Annotated in this window: 20 protein-coding genes; 12 read left to right on the top strand and 8 right to left on the bottom strand. The window is 67.2% G+C overall.

Going from position 1 to position 18,299, the window contains the following annotated elements:
- Positions 1-113 precede the first annotated feature (113 nt).
- Complete coding sequence (locus tag NC7_RS11405) at positions 114-1,343, top strand: acyl-CoA dehydrogenase family protein (RefSeq protein ID WP_067981748.1); 1,230 nt, start codon at positions 114-116, stop codon at positions 1,341-1,343.
- Here the strand turns inward: NC7_RS11405 and ephH are convergent, their stop codons facing one another.
- Positions 1,344-2,204 carry an epoxide hydrolase EphH gene (gene ephH / locus NC7_RS11400; protein ID WP_236573277.1) on the bottom strand — a complete coding sequence of 287 codons (861 nt, stop codon included), beginning with the start codon at positions 2,202-2,204 and terminating at the stop codon, positions 1,344-1,346.
- A 164-nt stretch (positions 2,205-2,368) separates the two neighbouring features.
- Between ephH and NC7_RS11395 the strand changes: the two genes are divergently transcribed.
- Positions 2,369-3,148, top strand: a complete 780-nt coding sequence (locus tag NC7_RS11395; protein WP_157101940.1) for an exodeoxyribonuclease III — start codon at positions 2,369-2,371, stop codon at positions 3,146-3,148.
- On the opposite strand, the gene NC7_RS28460 is transcribed toward NC7_RS11395, so the two are convergent.
- Positions 3,129-4,334, bottom strand: a complete 1,206-nt coding sequence (locus tag NC7_RS28460) for an RNA-guided endonuclease InsQ/TnpB family protein (protein WP_236573279.1) — start codon at positions 4,332-4,334, stop codon at positions 3,129-3,131. The two genes, NC7_RS11395 and NC7_RS28460, sit on opposite strands and share 20 nt — an antisense overlap.
- A gap of 303 nt (positions 4,335-4,637) precedes the next feature.
- On the opposite strand from NC7_RS28460, the gene NC7_RS11390 reads away from it, so the two are divergent.
- The 3 genes from NC7_RS11390 to NC7_RS11380 all read left to right on the top strand — a co-directional run bounded on the left by NC7_RS11390 (position 4,638) and on the right by NC7_RS11380 (position 6,072).
- On the top strand, positions 4,638-5,132 hold the full coding sequence (locus NC7_RS11390) for a guanyl-specific ribonuclease (RefSeq protein ID WP_067641336.1): 495 nt from the start codon (positions 4,638-4,640) through the stop codon (positions 5,130-5,132).
- Entirely contained in the window at positions 5,132-5,605 is a 474-nt protein-coding gene (locus NC7_RS11385; RefSeq protein ID WP_067981746.1) for a barstar family protein, read from the top strand. Before NC7_RS11390 ends, NC7_RS11385 begins: the two co-directional genes overlap by 1 nt.
- A gap of 92 nt (positions 5,606-5,697) precedes the next feature.
- Positions 5,698-6,072: a hypothetical protein gene (locus NC7_RS11380; protein WP_157101939.1), complete on the top strand. Its 375-nt coding sequence runs from the start codon at positions 5,698-5,700 to the stop codon at positions 6,070-6,072.
- Between the two features lie 16 nt (positions 6,073-6,088).
- Here the strand turns inward: NC7_RS11380 and NC7_RS11375 are convergent, their stop codons facing one another.
- Positions 6,089-6,727 carry a TetR/AcrR family transcriptional regulator gene (locus NC7_RS11375; RefSeq protein WP_067981741.1) on the bottom strand — a complete coding sequence of 213 codons (639 nt, stop codon included), beginning with the start codon at positions 6,725-6,727 and terminating at the stop codon, positions 6,089-6,091.
- A gap of 102 nt (positions 6,728-6,829) precedes the next feature.
- On the opposite strand from NC7_RS11375, the gene NC7_RS11370 reads away from it, so the two are divergent.
- From NC7_RS11370 to yhjD, 3 genes are read left to right on the top strand one after another with little or no spacing between them, the layout of a single operon-like run.
- Entirely contained in the window at positions 6,830-7,774 is a 945-nt protein-coding gene (locus tag NC7_RS11370) for an oxygenase MpaB family protein (protein ID WP_067981738.1), read from the top strand.
- A 21-nt stretch (positions 7,775-7,795) separates the two neighbouring features.
- A complete protein-coding gene (trpS, locus tag NC7_RS11365; RefSeq protein WP_067981735.1) occupies positions 7,796-8,827 on the top strand; it encodes a tryptophan--tRNA ligase in 1,032 nt (343 codons plus the stop codon).
- Positions 8,828-8,870: 43 nt separating this feature from the next.
- Positions 8,871-9,890: an inner membrane protein YhjD gene (gene yhjD, locus NC7_RS11360; protein ID WP_067981733.1), complete on the top strand. Its 1,020-nt coding sequence runs from the start codon at positions 8,871-8,873 to the stop codon at positions 9,888-9,890.
- Position 9,891: 1 nt separating this feature from the next.
- On the opposite strand, the gene NC7_RS11355 is transcribed toward yhjD, so the two are convergent.
- Complete coding sequence (locus NC7_RS11355; RefSeq protein WP_067981730.1) at positions 9,892-11,172, bottom strand: D-alanyl-D-alanine carboxypeptidase family protein; 1,281 nt, start codon at positions 11,170-11,172, stop codon at positions 9,892-9,894.
- A 118-nt stretch (positions 11,173-11,290) separates the two neighbouring features.
- Here NC7_RS11355 and NC7_RS11350 point away from each other — a divergent pair, with 118 nt between their 5' ends.
- Positions 11,291-12,793 carry an MFS transporter gene (locus NC7_RS11350; protein ID WP_067981728.1) on the top strand — a complete coding sequence of 501 codons (1,503 nt, stop codon included), beginning with the start codon at positions 11,291-11,293 and terminating at the stop codon, positions 12,791-12,793.
- Positions 12,783-13,379, top strand: coding sequence for a TetR family transcriptional regulator (locus NC7_RS11345; protein ID WP_067981726.1), 597 nt, complete (start codon positions 12,783-12,785; stop codon positions 13,377-13,379). Before NC7_RS11350 ends, NC7_RS11345 begins: the two co-directional genes overlap by 11 nt.
- Here the strand turns inward: NC7_RS11345 and NC7_RS11340 are convergent.
- Both NC7_RS11340 and NC7_RS11335 read right to left on the bottom strand, forming a co-directional pair.
- Entirely contained in the window at positions 13,376-14,059 is a 684-nt protein-coding gene (locus tag NC7_RS11340; RefSeq protein ID WP_236573281.1) for an ester cyclase, read from the bottom strand. The genes NC7_RS11345 and NC7_RS11340 overlap by 4 nt on opposite strands.
- Positions 14,060-14,211: 152 nt before the next feature.
- Entirely contained in the window at positions 14,212-15,108 is an 897-nt protein-coding gene (locus NC7_RS11335; RefSeq protein WP_067981718.1) for a phenylalanine 4-monooxygenase, read from the bottom strand.
- Positions 15,109-15,267: 159 nt separating this feature from the next.
- On the opposite strand from NC7_RS11335, the gene NC7_RS11330 reads away from it, so the two are divergent.
- Positions 15,268-15,486: a type II toxin-antitoxin system VapB family antitoxin gene (locus tag NC7_RS11330; RefSeq protein ID WP_067981716.1), complete on the top strand. Its 219-nt coding sequence runs from the start codon at positions 15,268-15,270 to the stop codon at positions 15,484-15,486.
- Between the two features lie 60 nt (positions 15,487-15,546).
- On the top strand, positions 15,547-16,215 hold the full coding sequence (locus tag NC7_RS11325; RefSeq protein ID WP_067981713.1) for a JAB domain-containing protein: 669 nt from the start codon (positions 15,547-15,549) through the stop codon (positions 16,213-16,215).
- A 37-nt stretch (positions 16,216-16,252) separates the two neighbouring features.
- Here NC7_RS11325 and sph read toward each other — a convergent pair whose 3' ends face one another.
- Both sph and NC7_RS11315 read right to left on the bottom strand, forming a co-directional pair.
- Positions 16,253-17,212 (bottom strand): sphingomyelin phosphodiesterase, encoded by a 960-nt coding sequence (sph, locus tag NC7_RS11320; protein ID WP_067981711.1) that lies wholly within the window; start codon positions 17,210-17,212, stop codon positions 16,253-16,255.
- Between the two features lie 118 nt (positions 17,213-17,330).
- On the bottom strand, positions 17,331-18,224 hold the full coding sequence (locus tag NC7_RS11315) for a fructosamine kinase family protein (RefSeq protein ID WP_067981708.1): 894 nt from the start codon (positions 18,222-18,224) through the stop codon (positions 17,331-17,333).
- Positions 18,225-18,299 lie beyond the last annotated feature (75 nt).

The following is an 18,299-nucleotide window of genomic DNA, read 5'->3' as shown; positions in this document are numbered from 1 at the left end:
TTCGTTACGCCGCTGTTACGCACCGCGATGGTGACCGGGGTCACCGAAACGGCCCCGCGAAAACAAGCACGCATGTATGTTTTTGCTCAGGGGACGAGCGTCAGGAGCGAGCAGTGTTCGAGTGGTCCGAGACCGATCTGATGATCCGCGATGCTGTGCGGGCCTTCATCGACAAGGAGGTCCGCCCGAATCTCGACGCCCTCGACAGCGGCGAGATGCTGCCGTACCCGATCCTGCGCAAGCTGTTCAGCCAGTTCGGCATCGACACGATGTCCGAGGACATGGTCACCAAGATGCTCGCCAAGGAAGAAGCGGGCGGCGAGGGTGGCGGCGGGAGCTCGCGCGGCCCGTTCGGTGATCAGCAGTCGATGATGGCGGTGCTCATCAGCGAATTGTCCGGCGTGTGTATGGGTTTGGTCTCCGCGCTCGGTGTGAGCATCGGCCTGGGCGCCACCACCATCATGTCGCGCGGCACCCTCGCCCAGAAACAGCGCTGGCTCGCCGACATCGTCACCCTGCGCAAGGTGGCCTCCTGGGCCATCACCGAGCCCGACTCGGGCTCGGATGCGTTCGGCGGCATGAAGACTCGCGTCGAACGCGACGGTGCGGACTACATCCTCAACGGCCAGAAGACCTTCATCACCAACGGCCCGTGCGCCGACGTGATCATCGTCTACGCCAAGCTCGACGAAGGCGACGGCGCCGACAAACGCGACCGCAAGGTGCTCACCTTCGTGCTCGACAAGGGCATGGAAGGCCTCACCCAGGGTAAACCGTTCAAGAAGATGGGTCTGCACTCCTCGCCGACCGGTGAGCTGTTCTTCGACAACGTGCGCCTCGGCAAGGACCGGCTGCTCGGCGAGACCGAGGACCACCGTGGCGGCGACGGAAGGGAAAGCGCCCGAGCGAGTTTCACCGCCGAACGGATCGGTGTCGGATTCATGGCACTCGGCGTGATCGAAGAATGTCACCGGCTCTGCGTGGATTACGCGCGCAACCGCACGCTGTGGGGTCAGGAGATCGGGCGGTTCCAGCTGATCCAGCTCAAGCTGGCCAAGATGGAAGTCGCGCGGATCAATGTGCGCAACATGGTGTTCAACACCCTCGAGCGCGGCAAGGCGGGCAAGCCACCGAGCCTGGCCGAGGCCTCGGCGATGAAGCTGTACTGCTCCGAGGCCGCCACCGAGGTGGCGATGGAGGCCGTGCAGCTGTTCGGCGGCAACGGGTACATGAGCGAGTACCGCGTCGAACAGCTGGCCCGCGACGCCAAGTCGCTGATGATCTACGCGGGCAGCAACGAGATCCAGGTGACCCACATCGCCAAGGGCCTGCTCGCGCGCTGATCACACCGCGCGCAGGTGCCCCCGGCTGGCGTAGATGTGCTCGGCGATGAGCGTCGCGATCCGGTCGGGGGCCTCCAGCATCGGCACGTGCCCCACCCCGTGTACGAGGATGCGATCCGCCGACGCGGGCAGTTCGCGCAGGTAGTGGGTGGCGTAGACGCTGTTGGGGATGATCCGGTCGTACTCGGCGAGCAGCATGCGGATGGGTGTCTGCAATTCGGCGAGGTCGTCCATGCCGGGCGCGCGCAGGCTGCCGAGGATCAGCGGCACGATCACGTCGCAGTGCAGGGCCGCGAGCAGCGTTGTCGCCAGGTCGCGGCGTGGCACCGCGCCGGTGCGTTTGGTCAGCAGCAGCGCCGTGGCGTGCTGCACCAGCCGGTTGTTGATCGCCACGTCACCGAGACGCCTGCCCACCGCGACGAACGGCAGCAGCGAGGCGAACTTGGCGCCGATCCTGATCTGGGTGATCGAAGGCGAGGCCCACCCGCCAGCCGCCGCGATGGTGGTCAGGGTGCGTGCCCGGCCGCGTCGCGCGAGTTCAAGGCCGACCCAGCCGCCGAGCGAATTGCCCGCGATGTGGCAGGTGCGCCAACCCAATTCGTCGAGCTGGTCCTCGATCTGGTCGGCCAGGGCGTACACGTCAAGCGTCCAGCCCTCGACCTTCGGCCCACCCCAGTGCCCGGCGAACGCGGGCGCGTACACCTCGCAGTGCGCGGCCATGCGGTGGGCGACCTGCTCCCAGCAGTGCGGCGACAACATGAATCCGTGCAGCAGCAGCACCGGGTCGCCGGACCCGAGGTGCAGAGCCGCGATCGGCTCCGGGCGGGCGGAGGACTTGGCGGTGCGTGACGTCATCGTCATCACCCCTTCCTGGACGACAGTGTCCCGGGAGCATGTGCTCACTCGAGGGTAGCGCGGAGGACCGCCGATCGCGTGGTGTTGCCGTGCCGAGTGATCACAACGGTCACACCCTCGGACAGTTCCCCTGCACGTGCGGGAATACCCGCCGATGTACGGTCCTATTCGTGGCAACCATTCTCTCGACCGTGAACGTCAACGGAGTCCGCGCGGCGGCGACCAAAGGCATGCTCGCCTGGCTCGAAGCCACCGAAGCCGACATCGTCTGCCTGCAGGAGACCAGGGCCACCGACGCGCAAACCGCCGCCGCGCTGGCTCCCGCACTCGCGGCCGGGTGGGTGCTCACCCATGCCGAACCAGAGTCCAAGGGGCGCGCAGGTGTCGGCATCCTGTCGCGCCGCGCGCCCGACGCGGTGCGGATCGGTTTCGGCAGCACCGAGTTCGCCGCGTCGGGCCGCTATCTCGAGGCCGACTTCGGCGAGCTCACGGTGGCGAGCGTGTACGTGCACTCGGGCGAGGAGAACACGCCCAAGCAGGACGAGAAGTACCGCTTCATGGCCGAGCTGGGCGCCTACCTGAAGACCCGAACCGGCGAGTTCGTGGTGAGCGGCGACTGGAACATCGCCCCCGCCGAGGTTGACCTGAAGAACTGGAAGGGCAACCAGAAGTCGGCGGGCTTCCTGCCCGAGGAACGCGCCTGGATCGCCGACCTGCTCGCCTCGGGCTACGTCGACGTCGTCCGCGCCCTACACCCCGACGTCGCGGGCCCCTACAGCTGGTGGTCCTACCGAGGCCGCGCCTTCGACAACGACTCCGGGTGGCGAATCGATTACCAGCTCGCCCGCGGCGAACTCCCCGACCGCGCCAAACAAGCCGTCGTCGAACGCGCCCCCACCTACGACCAGCGCTGGTCGGACCACGCGCCGGTTACTGTGCAATACCGTTAACTCCTCCCCGCTGTTGATGCCGGGGATTCCTGACTCGGACTGCGTCACCCGCTCCCTGGAGAGGGCTCGGACAGCGTCTTACGTCGTCAGCATCAGCACGGTCGAGATCTACCGTGGCCAGGATTACCCTGGCAGCATTGCGGTCACGGTCTGCGGTATGGCCGCAGCTTGCGCACCGGAAGGTCCGTTCGGCGAGCTCGAGTCGCAGCTTGGCTATCGCGAAGCACTCGGAGCACGTCATAGTGCTGTAGGCGGGCGCGACCAACACCACCTTCCGGCCGGCCCGCGTGCCACACTCGATCAGTTCCCGCTTCGCCGCACCGATCGCGGCATCAGCCGCCTTACGCGCCATCGTGGTTCGGGCCAGGAACTTCGGCTTGAAGTCCTCGACCGCGATCGTTTGATGATCGGCGACGACACGACGTGCCCACACACGAGCTGCATGTGTGTTCTGTCGTGCCGCCTTCTTGTGCAGTAGCGCAGCTTGTCGCTTCGCCCGCTGGTACCCCTTGGACGGCGTAGCCCCGCGCGGACGCTTGCGGCGCGCCATCTTCCGTTGGGCCTTCGCGAGTTCTGCGGCACACCTGCGCCGGTATCCGGCATGAGGTAGGTCATAGGCGGGGTCAGTAGTTGTAGCCGTCGTCGTGACACCCCAATCGATGCCGATCCGGCGAGCAACCCGGGGGAGTGGCTCGACATCACGTCGAACCACGAAAGACGCGTACCAGTGGCCCAGCGAATCCTGATACACACGAACAGAGGTCGGTGGTGTCGGCAGTTCGCGCGACCACACAACTGGAACGATGAGCCCGCCTGCCAACCGCAGCCGTCGGTCACGGATCGTGAAACCGCGGGTCGTGTATTCCAGCGACGGTAGCGACTTCTTCCTCGCCTTGACCTTCGGGCGCCCACGACCGGCGACTCGGTAGGAGTGATCGAGTGCCAGCGCGTACGTACGCAGCGTCAGTTGCTGAGGAACATGCGACCCTTCGCGTAGCCAAGCGGTCGATGCGCGCGCCGACGTCAGTAGCTTCGAGAGCTTGCAGAATGTGGGCTTGTCTCCGCTACGTTGCTGGTGGACGGCTTCATTCCACAGGAACCGGCAGCGGTGCCACTCGTCGAGAAGCGCGCGTTCGACCTTGGCGCCTGGGCGCAGGCGGTAGGTATAGCGCACTGTCTCGACCATATGTTCGACTATAACTAACGGTGGGCTGACTCACACTTCGTGGTGTTCGTGCGCGCCGGGTTCTCCGAAAGCCGTATCGGTCCAGTGTGAATCGTGGATCGGCGTCGGCGTACTGTGGCGAATCTGCCTCACGACGTGGCAGTGCGAGTGTCTGTTGTGTCGGCAGATACAGTGGTCGACCACAGTATCGGGTAATGCGCTCTGGAGAAGGCTGATCGGTATGCCGAGAGCGACGAGCGACTGTGGGTAGCGATTGAACATCTGTCCTCGGTTGAACCCGCAAACTTTCTCGAAAGCTTGTTGATGAACATCTCACGGAAAACTCTCGGTCTGCTCGGCGGGCTTGTTCTTGTCCTTGCCGCGCTCGGTCTCACTCTGTTCGGTGGTCGTGGTTCCGATACGACGACCGCAGCTACGACGACCCGTGCGGTGGCGTCGTCCACGGCGCCGAAACCTGCTGCGCCTGCGGCGAAACCCTCGGCGAATCCGTCTGCCGCGCCGGTCACCAAGGTGGCGGGGGTGCCGGATCGGGCCTATGCCACGCTCGTCGAGATCGACGCGGGGCGCTGGCCCGATTCCGCGAACGCGCCCGGCACCAAGGGTGGTGAGCAGTTCATGAACCGGGGAACCAAACTCCCGCCGAAGGATTCGGCGGGCAATCCGGTGAAGTATCAGGAGTGGGATGTGAATCCCAAGCAGCGCAACCGGGGCCGCGATGCCGAACGCATCGTCACCGGTAGCGATGGCAGCGCCTGGTACACCGGCGACCACTACGAAACGTTCACGAGGATGCGCTGATGCCGATGACGCTGTCGCAGTTCCTTGCCCGCCCCACCGCCGGGACGCCCGCCGCCACCGACGCACCGGTGCTCGGTGCCATGGCGGTGGATGCCAACCAGTTCAGCGCCATCCGTGACGACGCCCCCGCCGACTACCGCGTGCGCGAACTACGCGGCACCAAGATGCGCGATATCGCCACCCTGTTCGACGAGTTCGCGGCCGCCTTCCAGTTCCCGTACTACTTCGGCGCCAACAAGGACGCCTTCGACGAATGCCTGCGTGACCTCGACGATTTCGTCGGGGACGCGCCGGGTTACGTCGCGGTGGTCCGCACCGCCGACGACCTGCTGGCCGACGAGCCGACCGAACGCGCCTGGTTCGAGGCGGCCATGCGCGACTGCGCCGCCTACTGGGCACGCCGCGACGTGATCTTCCGCGTCGTCCTCCAGGGTGACCCGGTCACCTTCGGCGCGGTAGCGATCATCGGATGATGCCGAGGGAATTGGCGTCTCCCGTCGGCTGACCAGCTCGCATAACGTTCCGCCGGTGCGGCCGATCTGTGGCCGCCGGTGAGGAGAACACGATGAAGCGAGTACTGGCGGGCGTCGGCGTTGTCGCCGCGATCATGGCGGCGAGCACCGGAATCGCGGCGGCGGGAGCGGCGGTCGCGCCGGTAGCGGGCCCTGCGGTCGGTTCCACCGAGGACTTCCCCGGTGCCGCCTTGTTCCAGGCGCTCGGGCTCGGGTCCTCGCAGCCGTGCGACGGCATCATGCTCGATACGTGCCTGCCGACCGGGCCCGCGAGCACCCGGCAGGGCTTCGCGCAACCGGTCGCCGACAGCGGATCGGGGCTGCTGAATCAGGACATCAATTCGGTGTTGGGCTATGCGATCGGCTGGCTGGCCAACGGTTCCTCGGAGCCGTGCTATAGCTTCGGCCCGAACTGCGCCTGGGAATGACAGTTGTCGATGGGGCCTAGCGATAGCGACCGGCCAGGTCGTCACCGAGTAGGACGAAAACGTCGGTGATCTGATCGATCAGTTCCGCGCGGGTCAGGTCGATCTCGCCCGCGAGCCAGGTCGTCAGGGTCTGGGTCAGGCCACCGACCAGGTAGATCGCCCGGAAGTCCACCAGGTTCTGTGGCACGTCGCCGCCGTAGAAGCCGCTGCCCTCGGTGGCGACGAGCCGGGCGAACGCGCGCACCGTGCGGGCGGTGCGCGCACGGAGCTCGGGGGTGGCCATGCCCGCGATGAGTGCGGCGCGGGCCTTGCGTTGGTCATCGATCAGCACCGCGACACCCGCCTCGATGGCGGCGTTCGCCTGGGCGCGGCTGTCGGGGGGCGCATCCGCCAAGGCGGTCATGATGGCGGCGGCCAGTTCTTCCGCGATGCGATCGAGCAGTGCTTCGAGCACGCTCTCACGCCGTTCGAAATTCTCGTAGTAGTAGCGCTCGTTGAGACCGGCGCGGGCGCACAGCCCGGCGACGGTGAGTTTGGCCTGCCCGTCCTCGGCGACGAGATCGAGCGCCGCGTCCAGCAGCGCCGCGCGGCGTTGCGCCTGGCGTTGTTCGGCGGAGACGCCCCCGTATGTCCGTTGTGCAGCCACGGGCTCCATTGTGCTGCCCCGTTCACTCGCGGATGTTTTGGTAGAGAGTCTTGCCAGATTACCAATTCTGGTGGATTCTATTGCCAGATGCACTCGACGAGGAGGCGCGACATGACCGCACGGTGGGGCGAACCCGGATATTTCGCCGACGATTCGATGATCCGCAGGGTGATGAGCAAACGCGCGGTCGGCGTCACCTACGGTCTGCGCGCCCTGGTCATCGGTGCGGTCCACCCGCTGCTGTTCGTCGGGACCAGCGAGCACACCGGCCACCGCGCGACGCCCTACACCCGACTGGCGGTCACCGGTGCCCTGTTCGAGTCGGTCTTCCTCGGCAGCAAGGCCGAGGCCGACCGGGCCCTCGCCTTCACCCGGCGCAAGCACGAGCGCGTGGTGGGCGCCCTGCCCGAGGACGCGGGCCCGCACCATCACGCGGGCACCCCCTACTCGGCGCTCGATCCGCACCTGATGTTCATGACCATGGCGTTCACCTTCGACTCCGCTGAGGTGATGCACGACCGGCTGGTCCGCGAACTCACCGCGACCGAACGCGAGGACCTCTACCAGGACTACGTGCGGTGGGGTGAGCTGTTCGGCATGCCGCGCACGGCGGCGCCCGCCGACTACCCGGCCTTCCGCCGCTACTTCGACGACTATCTCGACTCGACCGAGCCGTTCCTCACCGACGAAGCCGAGCTGGTCGGCTCCTATCTGGCCGGTCATCGCAAGGCCTACCGGCTGCGCCCACCCGTCGAACAGGTGGGTAGCGCGCTGTATCTGCTGGTCCAGGGCAGTTTGCCCGCACGTATCCGGCGGATGTACGGCATCCGGTGGGACCTCGCCGACGAGCTCGCCCATCGCACCCTGTGCCGCAGCATCCGCACCGCGCACCTCGCGCCGCCACTGGCACCGCGCCTGCTCGCCGGGACCCTCGCGGGGCGAAGCACGCCGTCCTATCAGCTGCTCGCCCGCCGCGAACAGCACATGATCCGGCAGGGGAAGCCGAGCATGCCGGGTGTCGATCCGCGCAACTGGGTGCAGCGAAATCCAGCTTGAGGGCCGTGGAAAGATTGGGGCATGTCCAGTCCTGCCCCGGCCGCGACGGCCGAACGTAAGCAGCGGGTGCTGTCGGGCATCCAGCCCACCAGCGACTCCTTCCACCTCGGCAACTACCTGGGTGCGCTGCAGTACTGGGTGACGATGCAGGACGACTACGACGCGCTGTACTTCATCCCCGATCTGCACGCCATCACCGTGAGCCAGGATCCGAAGGCGCTGCGCGGTCGGACCAAAGCGGCCGTCGCCCAGCTGCTCGCCCTCGGTATCGACCCCGAGAAGTCGACCCTGTTCGTGCAGAGCCAGGTGCCCGAGCACGCCGAGCTGTCGTGGGTGCTCAGCTGCATCACCGGTTTCGGTGAGGCGGGCCGGATGACCCAGTTCAAGGACAAGTCCGCCAAGCAGGGCGCCGAGAACGCGACCGTCGGCCTGTTCACCTACCCGGTGCTGATGGCCGCCGACATCCTGCTCTACCGCCCGCACCAGGTGCCCGTCGGCGAGGACCAGCGCCAGCACCTCGAGCTCACCCGAAACCTGGCCCAGCGCTTCAACACCCGCTTCAAGAAGACCTTCGTCGTGCCCGAACCGCACATCGTGAAGGGCACCGCCAAGATCTACGACCTGCAGGACCCGACCGCGAAGATGAGCAAGTCCGCCGCCAGCGACGCCGGGCTCATCAACCTGCTCGACGACCCGAAGGTCACCGCGAAGAAGGTGCGCTCGGCCGTCACCGACACCGGCCGCGAGATCGTCTACGACCCCGACACCAAGCCGGGGGTGAGCAATCTGCTGGTGATCCTCAGCTCGCTCACCGAAACCCCCATCGTCAGCTTGGAACAGAATTTCGCGGGTAAAGGCTACGGTGAGCTCAAGGCCGAAGTGGCCGACGCGCTGGTCGAATTCGTGACGCCCGTGCAGAAGAAGGTGAAGGACTATCTGTCGGATCAGGCAGAGCTGGACCGGATCCTGGCTGCCGGGGCCGAGCGGGCGCGTGAGATCGCGGGCAACACACTTGCCCAGGTGTACGACCGGGTCGGCTTCCTCGCTCGCTGACCCGGTGCGCACCTGAGGTTTCGGCTGAAGAGGGGCGCGTGTCATGCAGTTGATCGACAACATCTCGGCCACCGTCGAGAAGCAGGTCAAGAACAGGCCTTGGCTGGATCATCTGGTCCGGGCCGGTGGGCGGTTCCAGCGTCAGCGCGGTGACTACTTCGCCGCGGGCATCACGTACTTCACTGTGCTGTCGCTGTTTCCGCTGCTGATGGTCGCGTTCTCGATCGCGGGTTTCATCCTCGTCGGGCAGCCGGACCTGCTGAACGAACTGCAGGACAAGGTGATCGAGAAGGTGCCCGGTTCCTTCGGTGAGCAGATCAACGACCTCATCAACCAGGCCATCGATTCGCGCGGAACCGTCGGTGTGCTCGGTCTGCTGACCGGTCTGTACACCGGGCTCGGCTGGATCGCGAACCTGCGTGCCGCGCTCACCGAGCAGTGGGAGACCCAGACTCCCGACAAGCCGTGGTGGCGGGAGAAGCTGTCGGACCTCGGTGCCCTGCTCGGGCTGTTCCTCGCGCTGGTCGTGTCGCTCGGCCTGTCGACGGTCGCCAACAGCGGGCTCGCCGCGAAGCTGCTGAAATCGGTGGGCCTGGACGGGGTCCCCGGCGCGTCGGTGGTGTTGTCGATCGTGTCGATCGCACTCGGGCTGCTCGCCACCTGGGCGGTGTTCGCCTGGGTGATCGCCCGGCTGCCACGCGAACCGGTGTCGTTGCGCAGCGCGGCGAAGGCGGCGGCCATCGCCGCGGTGGCGTTCGAGATCTTCAAGTTCGTCGCCGCCATCTACCTGCGGATGGTCCTGTCGAGCCCGGCGGGCGCCACCTTCGGTTCGATCATCGGCCTGATGGTGTTCAGCTACATCACCTTCCGCATCCTGCTGTTCGCCACCGCCTGGGCGGCGACGTCGTCCGACAACGATCACACCGAGATCGCCCCGCCCGCCCCGGTCGTCATCCAGCCGCGCGTGGTCGACAAGAACCTGTCGACCGGTGCCGGTGCGGCCGCCTTCGGTGCGGGCGCGCTCGCCGCGCTCGCCCTCGTCGTCTTCGGCCGACGCCGGTAACTCAGCGCCTGCGCCAGGCGCGGCGGGCCGACAGCAGCAACACGAGGATCAGGACCGGGCCCGCGACCAGGGCGGCGACGCGCACGCCTTCGTGGGCGGGGCGCGACACCTCCGGCTCGGTGCCGTCGGCGCGTGGCGGCGGTGAGGCGAGCGGGACGCTCGGCTGGATCAGGTCGTCGCCCACTTCGGGAAGCTTGCCGACGCGCGTGTCGGAGTCGAGGGTGAACCCGTAGTCGAGCAGGCGCGCGGCCTGCTCCCAGGGGCGGATGGGCCGCACATCGGCCTGCAGCAGGGTGACGACGAGGCGGTGGCCGTCGCGTTCGGCGGCGGCCACGAAGGTCTGCCTGGCGTCGTCGGTGAAGCCGGTCTTGCCGCCGATGGCGCCGGGGTAGTTGTAGAGCAGCTGGTTGTCGTTGCCGATGGGGAAGCCGGGGTGGTCCTCGTCGCCGGGGATCTTCGGGTCGGCGGGGTAGCCGGGGAAATCGACCTGTTCGGTGTGAATCAGTTCGGCGAACAGCGGGATCGACATGGCCTCCCGGAAGAGTACCGACAGGTCGTAGGCCGAGGTGCTCATGCCGGGACCATCGAGGCCGGAGGGGGAGGCGGTGCGAGTGTCCATGGCGCGCAAGGACTTCGCGAGGTCGTTCATCTTCGCCACGGCGGCCTTGTCGCCGCCGAGTTGGGTGGCGATCGCATGTGCGGCGTCATTGCCCGAACACATGATCAGGGCCTGGAGGAGCTGACGGTTGGTGTAGCGGCCGCCGGGCCCGATGCCGACCTTGGTGCCCTCGACATCGGCGTCGGCCTGGGTGCCGATCATCACTTTGTCGAGGTCGAGGGTGCGCAGGGCGACGATGGCGAGTGCCACCTTGATGGTGCTGGCGGGCCGGTAGCGGCCGTGCGGGTCCTTCGCGGCCAGCACGCGCCCGGTGTCGAGGTCCGACACCATCCACGCGGTCGCCGAGATGTCGGCGGGCAGGGGCGGGGCGCCTTCGGGCAGCACCACACCGCATGCGCCGAGCCGCTCGCCGCCGATCGGCTTGTCCGGAATCGGCAGGGCGCTCGGGGTCGGGTCACCAGGCGCCGGGACCTCCGAGGAGTCGATCGGGGCCGGTGGCCTGGTCTTCTGTGGGCAGCTGTCGGTGTTCGGCGTTGTGAACGGGGTGGTGGTCGAGCCGGTGGGGCTGGGTTGGGCCTGTGCGGGACCGAGTGTGAGAGCGGCCGCGGTGGCGGCGACGCCGAGGAAGCAGGCGGCGCGCACGCCGTGTTCGCGGATCTTCATCAGCGCTGAGCCTAGCGAGCCGTCACATCGATTTCGCGCCGAGCCCACGCACCTATTGACACTCACTACTAAATGGGAGTTACTAACAAATGACAGTTACTTTCATTTTGGAGGAGACATGCGAACCGATGACACCCGTCGCTGGCTGGCGCTCGGCGCGCTCGCCGTCGCGATGCTCACGATCGGACTCGACGTCACCGTGCTCACGGTGGCCCTGCCCACTCTCGCCGTCGACCTCGACGCGAATACCGCTGCGCTGCAATGGTTCAGCAGCTCCTATACCCTCGCCCTCGCCGCGCTGATGCTGCCCGCGGGTGCGCTCGGCGACCGCTACGGACGCAAGAAGGTCCTCCTGGCCGCGCTCGTCCTGTTCGGCCTCGCCTCGCTCGGCTGCGCCTTCGCGACCACCGCCGGGCAGCTCATCGCCGCGCGCGTGGTGCTCGGCGTCGCGGCCGCCGCGATGATGCCGCTGTCGATGGCGGTGATCCCGGCGCTGTTCACCGACCAGGGACAACGCCAACGCGCGCTCACAGTGTGGGTCACCTCAACCGCCCTCGGGCTGCCGCTCGGTCCCGTCGTCGGCGGCTGGCTGCTGCGTGACTACTGGTGGGGTTCGGTCTTCCTCATCAATGTGCCGCTGGTGGTCCTCGGCACGCTCGCGGTCATCTTTCTCGTGCCGGAGTCGTGCGGTGACAAGGCCTTTCGGATCGACCTGCCCGGCGCGATGCTGGCGGCGCTCGGGATGCTCGGTGTGACCTACGGTTTCATCCGGATCGGCGATCACGGATGGGACGACGCGGTGGCCTGGGCCGTGATCGTCGCCGGTCTCGGTGCGCTCGCCGTGTTCGGATGGTGGCAGCGGCGGGTCGCGCATCCGCTGATCGATCCGGCGCTCTTCGCGTCGTCCGGATTCCGCTGGGGCACCGCGATTTCGCTGATGGTCAGCTTCGCCATGTTCGGCATGTTCTTCACCGTCCCGCAGTACTTCCAGGCGGTCCTCGGCGTCGACGCACTCGGCAGCGGACTGCGGTTGCTACCGATGATCGGCGGGCTGGTGGTCGGCAGCAGGCTGGTGGATCTGCTGTTGCCGCGCTGGGGGATTCGGGCGGTGCTCGTCGCCGGTTTCCTCGTGCTCACCGTCGGCATCGGCCTCGGCACGTTCACCCGCGTCGACAGTGGTTACGGACTCACCGCCACGTGGACGACGATCCTCGGCGCGGGCATGGGAATGGTGATGCCAGCCGCCATGGGGTTGGCGATGAGTGAACTCGACACCGCACGATCCGGATCGGGTTCGGCTCTGCTACAGGCACTTCGGCAGGCAGGCGGCACCATCGGCGTCGCCGTGCTCGGCACGGTACTCGCCACCGTCTACCGCGCGGATCTGGGCGAGCTGAACCGTCCGCCGATCTCCGACGGGGTCAATGCCGGGGTCATGGCGACCGTGCACGACCCCGTCGCGCTGGCCGAGGTGCGCCATGCCTTTGTGCTCGGGATGGACGCCATGCTCGGCGTGTGCGCGGTGGGATGCCTGCTCGCGGCTGTCCTGGTGGCGCTGGCCTTCGGGCGGCGCCACTCCGTGACAGCCGACGATGCGGCAGAATCGCTGCATGTCGGTTGAGACGTCGTTGCGCGCGCGGAAGAAGGAGCGGACCCGTCGAACCATCCGGCTCGAGGCGTTCCGCCTGTTCCGGGAGCAGGGCTACACCGAGACGACCGTCGAACAGATCGCCGCGGCCGCCGAGGTCTCCCCGAGCACCTTCTTCCGCTACTTCCCGACCAAGGAACAGCTGGTCATCGCCGACGATCAGGACCCGATGATGATCGAGGCGCTGGCGGCGCAACCGCGCGGCCTGCATCCGCTCACCGCGGTCCGGCGTGCCACCGACGCGGTGTACGCCTCGATGTCGGCCGAGGACGCCGCCTTCGAACAGGAACGGCAGAAGCTGCTGTACCACCTGCCGGAGCTGCGTTCGGCGATCGGCCTGGAATTCCAGCGAAGTATCGAGCTGGCCGCCCAACTGCTCGGCGACTACACCGGCCGCCCCGTCGACGACTTCGAGGTGCGGGTGGCGGCGGGGGCGATGGTCGGCGCGATGCTCGGCATCGTCACCACCGGACCGGTCGACGCGACCAAGGTCGGCCACGCCCTCGACCTGCTCGAGGCGGGCCTGCCGTTCGACGACGACAGGCCGACGACCTCCTAGTCGGTCTTGCCGTGCCGCACCGGGCAGCCGTGCGCCAGCGGGCCGAGCAGCTGGTTGTTGTCGTAGAAGTGCTCGAGCTCGACGATGCGCAGGTCCTCGGTGACGCGGGCGATGGTCACGCCGTACATCTCGATCTGCTCACCGGTGGGCTGGTGGCCCTTGTACTCGCCGTCGTACTTGCCCCAGTGCCGCCAGCGGAAGCTCACCGTCGGCGGGCCCGACAGCACCTCGAGCACCTCCCAGAAGAAGCCGCCGGGGAACGCGGTGTGGAAGATCTTGTGCGAGGACTCGAAGGTCTCGTTCGCCGACTCGTAGTAGGGGTTGTCGCCGATCAGGATGTTGTAGCTGCCGATCCGCGCGAATTCCTCCGCGTCCTGCCACACACCGCCGTTGACCCGGCCACGGTACTGCTCGGCCACCACCGACAGCCAGGTGGCGGGGTCGGCCTTGTGCGAGACCTCCATCTCGAAGACCTTCACCAGGTCCTCGACGATGGCCTCGAGCGAACCGGGCGCGTGCTGGGCGACGCGCTCGCGCGGAATCACCTCGTGGCTCAGTTCGTAGTCCGGAACGTTGCCGCGCCACTGGTCGGGGGTCGCCGCGGCGATCACGGCCTCGCGGCCCTGCAGCCACAGCGGGGCCTCCGGCTCGGGATTCTGATCGGCCTGCGTATCAGTCACGTCCACAGTCATATTCGGTCTACCCGACCCTTTCGCAAAGCTTGAAGAACGGGTCGAACCTACCGCCGCGACTTTGCGCGCGCCCACTGGGTCTCATCATGTGGGACGCGCGAAATTGCCAACTGTATTCTGCGCCAACAGCTTCCAGCTGGTTATGAGATCGAGTGGGTGCTGCGGCCGAGTCGAGCGGGAGTGTCGTCGTCCATGGTCGCGAAGAATTCGCCGAGCACGTCCACCAGTTGATCCACCGAATCGGCACAGAACAGTACCGGCTGGTAATGGGTGATGTCGTAGCTGATGGTACCCATTCGGGCCACGTCGAGTGGGCGAAGCGTCGCCTGCCGGAATTCCTCGATCTCGCCGTACGACGACAGCAAACCGGCGCCGTAACAACGGATCTCACCGTCTTCGCGAACCACGCCGAATTCCAGCGAGAACCAGAACACATCGGCGAGGAACTTCAGCGCGACATCGGTTTCCAGCCGGGCGACCGCGGCGCCGACGGTCTCGTACAGACCCGCGAAGCGCGGGCTCGCCAGCTGATTGGCGTGGCCGATGATCTCGTGGATCGCGTCCGGTTCCGGTGTGTACAGCGGCGCCGAATGGTGACGGAGGTACTGGGTGGAGTGGAACGTGCGGTCCGCGAACGAACCGAAGAACTCGCGCAGTGGAACCAGCCCGGCGGCGGGCACATACCGGAATCCGGTGAGCGGACGCAGGTACCGCGAGACCTCGTCGAGCTGGGGGATGTGCTCGTGCGGCAGGGCGAGCCGCGCGGCCGCTTCGCGCACCTCACGGCAGGCGTACGCCTCGTGCTTGCGGGCCAACTCGGCCGAGGCGATCCGCCAGACCTGTTGCTCATCGTCGGTGTAGTCGATGTGCGGGACGGGGTTGCCGGGCTGGTAGTCGAGGGCGAGCGCGGCGATGGCGTTGCGTCTTGCGCGGTAGTCCTCGTCGTTGATGCCGGGGTGGTCGTCACACAGGTGCACCGTGACGTCGCCGTCGCTCTCGCGCGTCACCGGCGAATACAGCTGGGCCTCGGTGAACATGCCTCAAGGCAAGCACCGCTGGCGCGTCGCGACAACACACCGGTGCGCAACTACGCAAACTGCACAGTTCGCCCGCCCGAATTCGGTAACGACGCGGTGAAACGGCGCACGCGCCGACCGCGCATCACGCAAGATTGCGTTTGTACCCGAGGAGGATTTTTGCGAACCCTGCGGATAGATCTCGACCAGGAACTGCTCGCCGCCGCCGCCGAGATCATGGGCACGGCAGACAGCAACACGACCGTGAACGAGGCATTGCGGCGCATCGTGGTGCACGAACGTCAGCTGCGCAATCTCGAACGGCTGATGGCCGACTCGGTGTTCAGTACGGAACCCCACGACATCGATACGGATTCGCCCGTGGTGGCTGAGCGGTAGCCGAATCTGTCGGTGCCCTCTGCGAGTATCGGTCACGTCACCGATGACCGAGGGGGAAATGTGTCGGTACCGATCGCGAATCTGCCCGTCGCCCAGCGCCCACGTGAGCGTTTGCTCGCGCTCGGCCCGCACGTGCTCACCGACACCGAATTGCTCGCGCTGCTAATCGGTCAGGGCACCCGGGGGCAATCGGCACTCGAGCTGGCCGGTCATCTCCTGGCCGAATACGGCGGCCTGGCCGAACTCGCCGCCGCCCGTCCCGAGGAGTTGTCGTCGCGGGTCGGAATCGGACCGGCCAAGGCGGCCGCGGTGATCGCCGCGTTCCACCTCGGCACCCGCTCCAGGACCAGCGAACCGGTCCCAAGGCTCACCGCCCCCGACGACATCGCCCGCGTGGCCGTCCCACTGTTCGCCGGTGCCAGGGTGGAACGCCTGCTCGTCCTGATCTGCGACACCCAGAACCGTCTGCGCCACCGTGCTTTCGTCGCCGAGGGCGCCATCGACCACGTCGCCGTCCCCGTCCGCGAAATCCTCAACACCGTCCTGCGCCACGACGGCCGAGCCTTCGCCGTCGTCCACAACCACCCTTCCGGCGACCCCACCCCGAGCCCCGACGACCGCCGCGCCAGCACCCTCCTCTCCCAGGCCGCCGCAACCGTCGGCCTCCGCTACCTCGACCACGTCGTCATCGCGGGCGAGAACTGGGCGACGGCCGCACCGTACCCGTGACAGTTTCTTTTCCGGGCGTACAGCCTTTCGGGGCGCGTCAGCCGGTGTAGCCGAAGACCGGGTAGTGGTCGCTGTAGTCGGTGTAGGTGTACGTGGTGCCGTCGGCGGTGACGGCCCAGGTGGGGCTCTTGGCGCGGCGGGTTTCGTTGACGTAGCGGTCGGGTGCCGGGTGGCCGTTGAGGGGGAGCACGTAGTCGAGGTGCTCCGAGGCGTATTCGGGACCGTACTGGTCGAGGCAGACGGAGTTGTCCGCGCAGTCCCAGGAGTACGTGTGGCCGGTGTGCTGCGGGCCGACCGCGCCGAGTTCGGCGAGCATGGCGCCGTACTCGGGGCTGGCTTCGATCACGTTCATGTCGCCCGCGACGTAGACGGGCTCATCGGCGGGAATCCGCTCCGCGGCCAGGAAGGCCTTGATCTGCGCGCGTTGCTTCGCTCGCACCTGAGCGGGCTGCCCCGCGCCGCAGCCGTCGTCCTCGGACTGCATGTGGGTGCCGATCACGTGCACGGGTCCGCCCGGCGCGGCCAGCTTCACGTACGCGAAACCCTTGTTGGAGAACCAATCCGTGCCACAGGCGTCCTTGTAGACGAACTGGACTTCGCGGCTGATCGGCCACCGGCTGACGATCGCGACACCACCGTCCTCGGGTGTGGTCGCCGAGTACGAACCCTGGGTGGCGTCCCAGCCGGAGCGGGTTCGGCCGACCACCGGCGTCTGATTCGGGAAGTCGCGCTTCAGGTTGCTCAGCAGCTTGTCGCCGCCCTCGTTGTGGAACAGCTCCTGGAGCACCACCACGTCCTGCCCGGCGAGGACGTTCTGCTGGGCGATGAGGTCGGCGCGCTGCTCCTGACCCCAGTTCGGGTAGAGGGCCTCGGGGAGCATGAAGACGTTGTAGGAGGCGATCTTCGGAGCGGCCTTCGGTGCGGCATCGGCGGGTGCGGCGGTGGGGAGGAGGGCGGCCGCGCCGCAGACCAGGGCGAGCGTCAATCGTGTGAGCATGAGGCAGTTTGGTCATAGGACCAGTTATGCGACGACCGGTCGGGCGCCTTTACATCAAATCGTTACACGCAACGTAAAGTTGTAAGCCTCGATTCAGTGCCTGTTGGTACGGGGAGACCTATCGATACCGGGCCGCCGCATCGAGAACGGCCGTCCGATACGAGCGGCCGAAGAGGGCGGCATGAGCCAGGAGCAGCGGAAGTTGGTGCAGGGGGACGCGCTCCCGCCAACCCGGCTCGAGTGGGTGTACTTCGTTGTAGGCGCCGACGATTCGGGCCAGGTGAGGCGCGCCGCCGAAGAGGTGGAGGGTGGCCAGGTCGGTTTCGCGATGGCCGCCGTGTGCGGCGGGGTCGATCAGCCACGGGGTCTCGGACTGGCTCCAGAGGATGTTGCCGGGCCAGAGATCGCCGTGGATGCGAGACGGCGGCTCGGCGGGCGCTTCGACGCGGATCGATGCGACGGCGGTGGCGTCGGCCGGGTCGAGTCCACCGGCGTCGACGGCGAGTTTCAGCAACGGGATGATCCGGCGCTCGTGAAACCAGCTCGCCCAATCCTGGCCGGGAGTGTTGTCCATCGGCAGGTTTCCGAGGAAACCGGGGCCAGGAGTGCCGAATTCGGGCGCACCCGCGTCGTGGAGGCGGGCCAGCCCCGCGCCGAATCGCTCGGCGGCCGCCGGGGACGGTTCGGCGTGGTCGACCCATTCCATGAGCAGCAAGTCGTCGCTGACGGCGTAGACCTCGGGGATCGGGACACCGTCCGCTTCTCGGAGCCAGCGCAGCCCCCGCGCCTCGGTCGCGAAGAATCCCTGCGGAGCGGCGGTCGGTGCGCCGCCGGTCGGTGCGGCCGAGATTCCGCCCGGCCAGGTCTTGAGGAACAGCTGGGTGCCGTCGTCGAGTCCGATACGTTCGGCCACCGCGATCGACCCACCGCCGACGGGGGTGGTGCGCAGGCGCTGATGCGCGAGAAAGGTCGGTAGCAGGTGCGGGTTGGCTCGCAGGTAGGGCAAGTCCACGCCGCCATCTTGCCCAGCTTGTCCCGCACCCGCTCAGGTTCGCGGCATCTTGCCGAGCGGGTTTCATAAACGGGT

Source organism: Nocardia caishijiensis NBRC 108228 (genome assembly GCF_001612825.1).
Taxonomy (GTDB): domain Bacteria; phylum Actinomycetota; class Actinomycetes; order Mycobacteriales; family Mycobacteriaceae; genus Nocardia; species Nocardia caishijiensis.
This window is presented reverse-complemented; position numbering and strand designations above follow the sequence as displayed.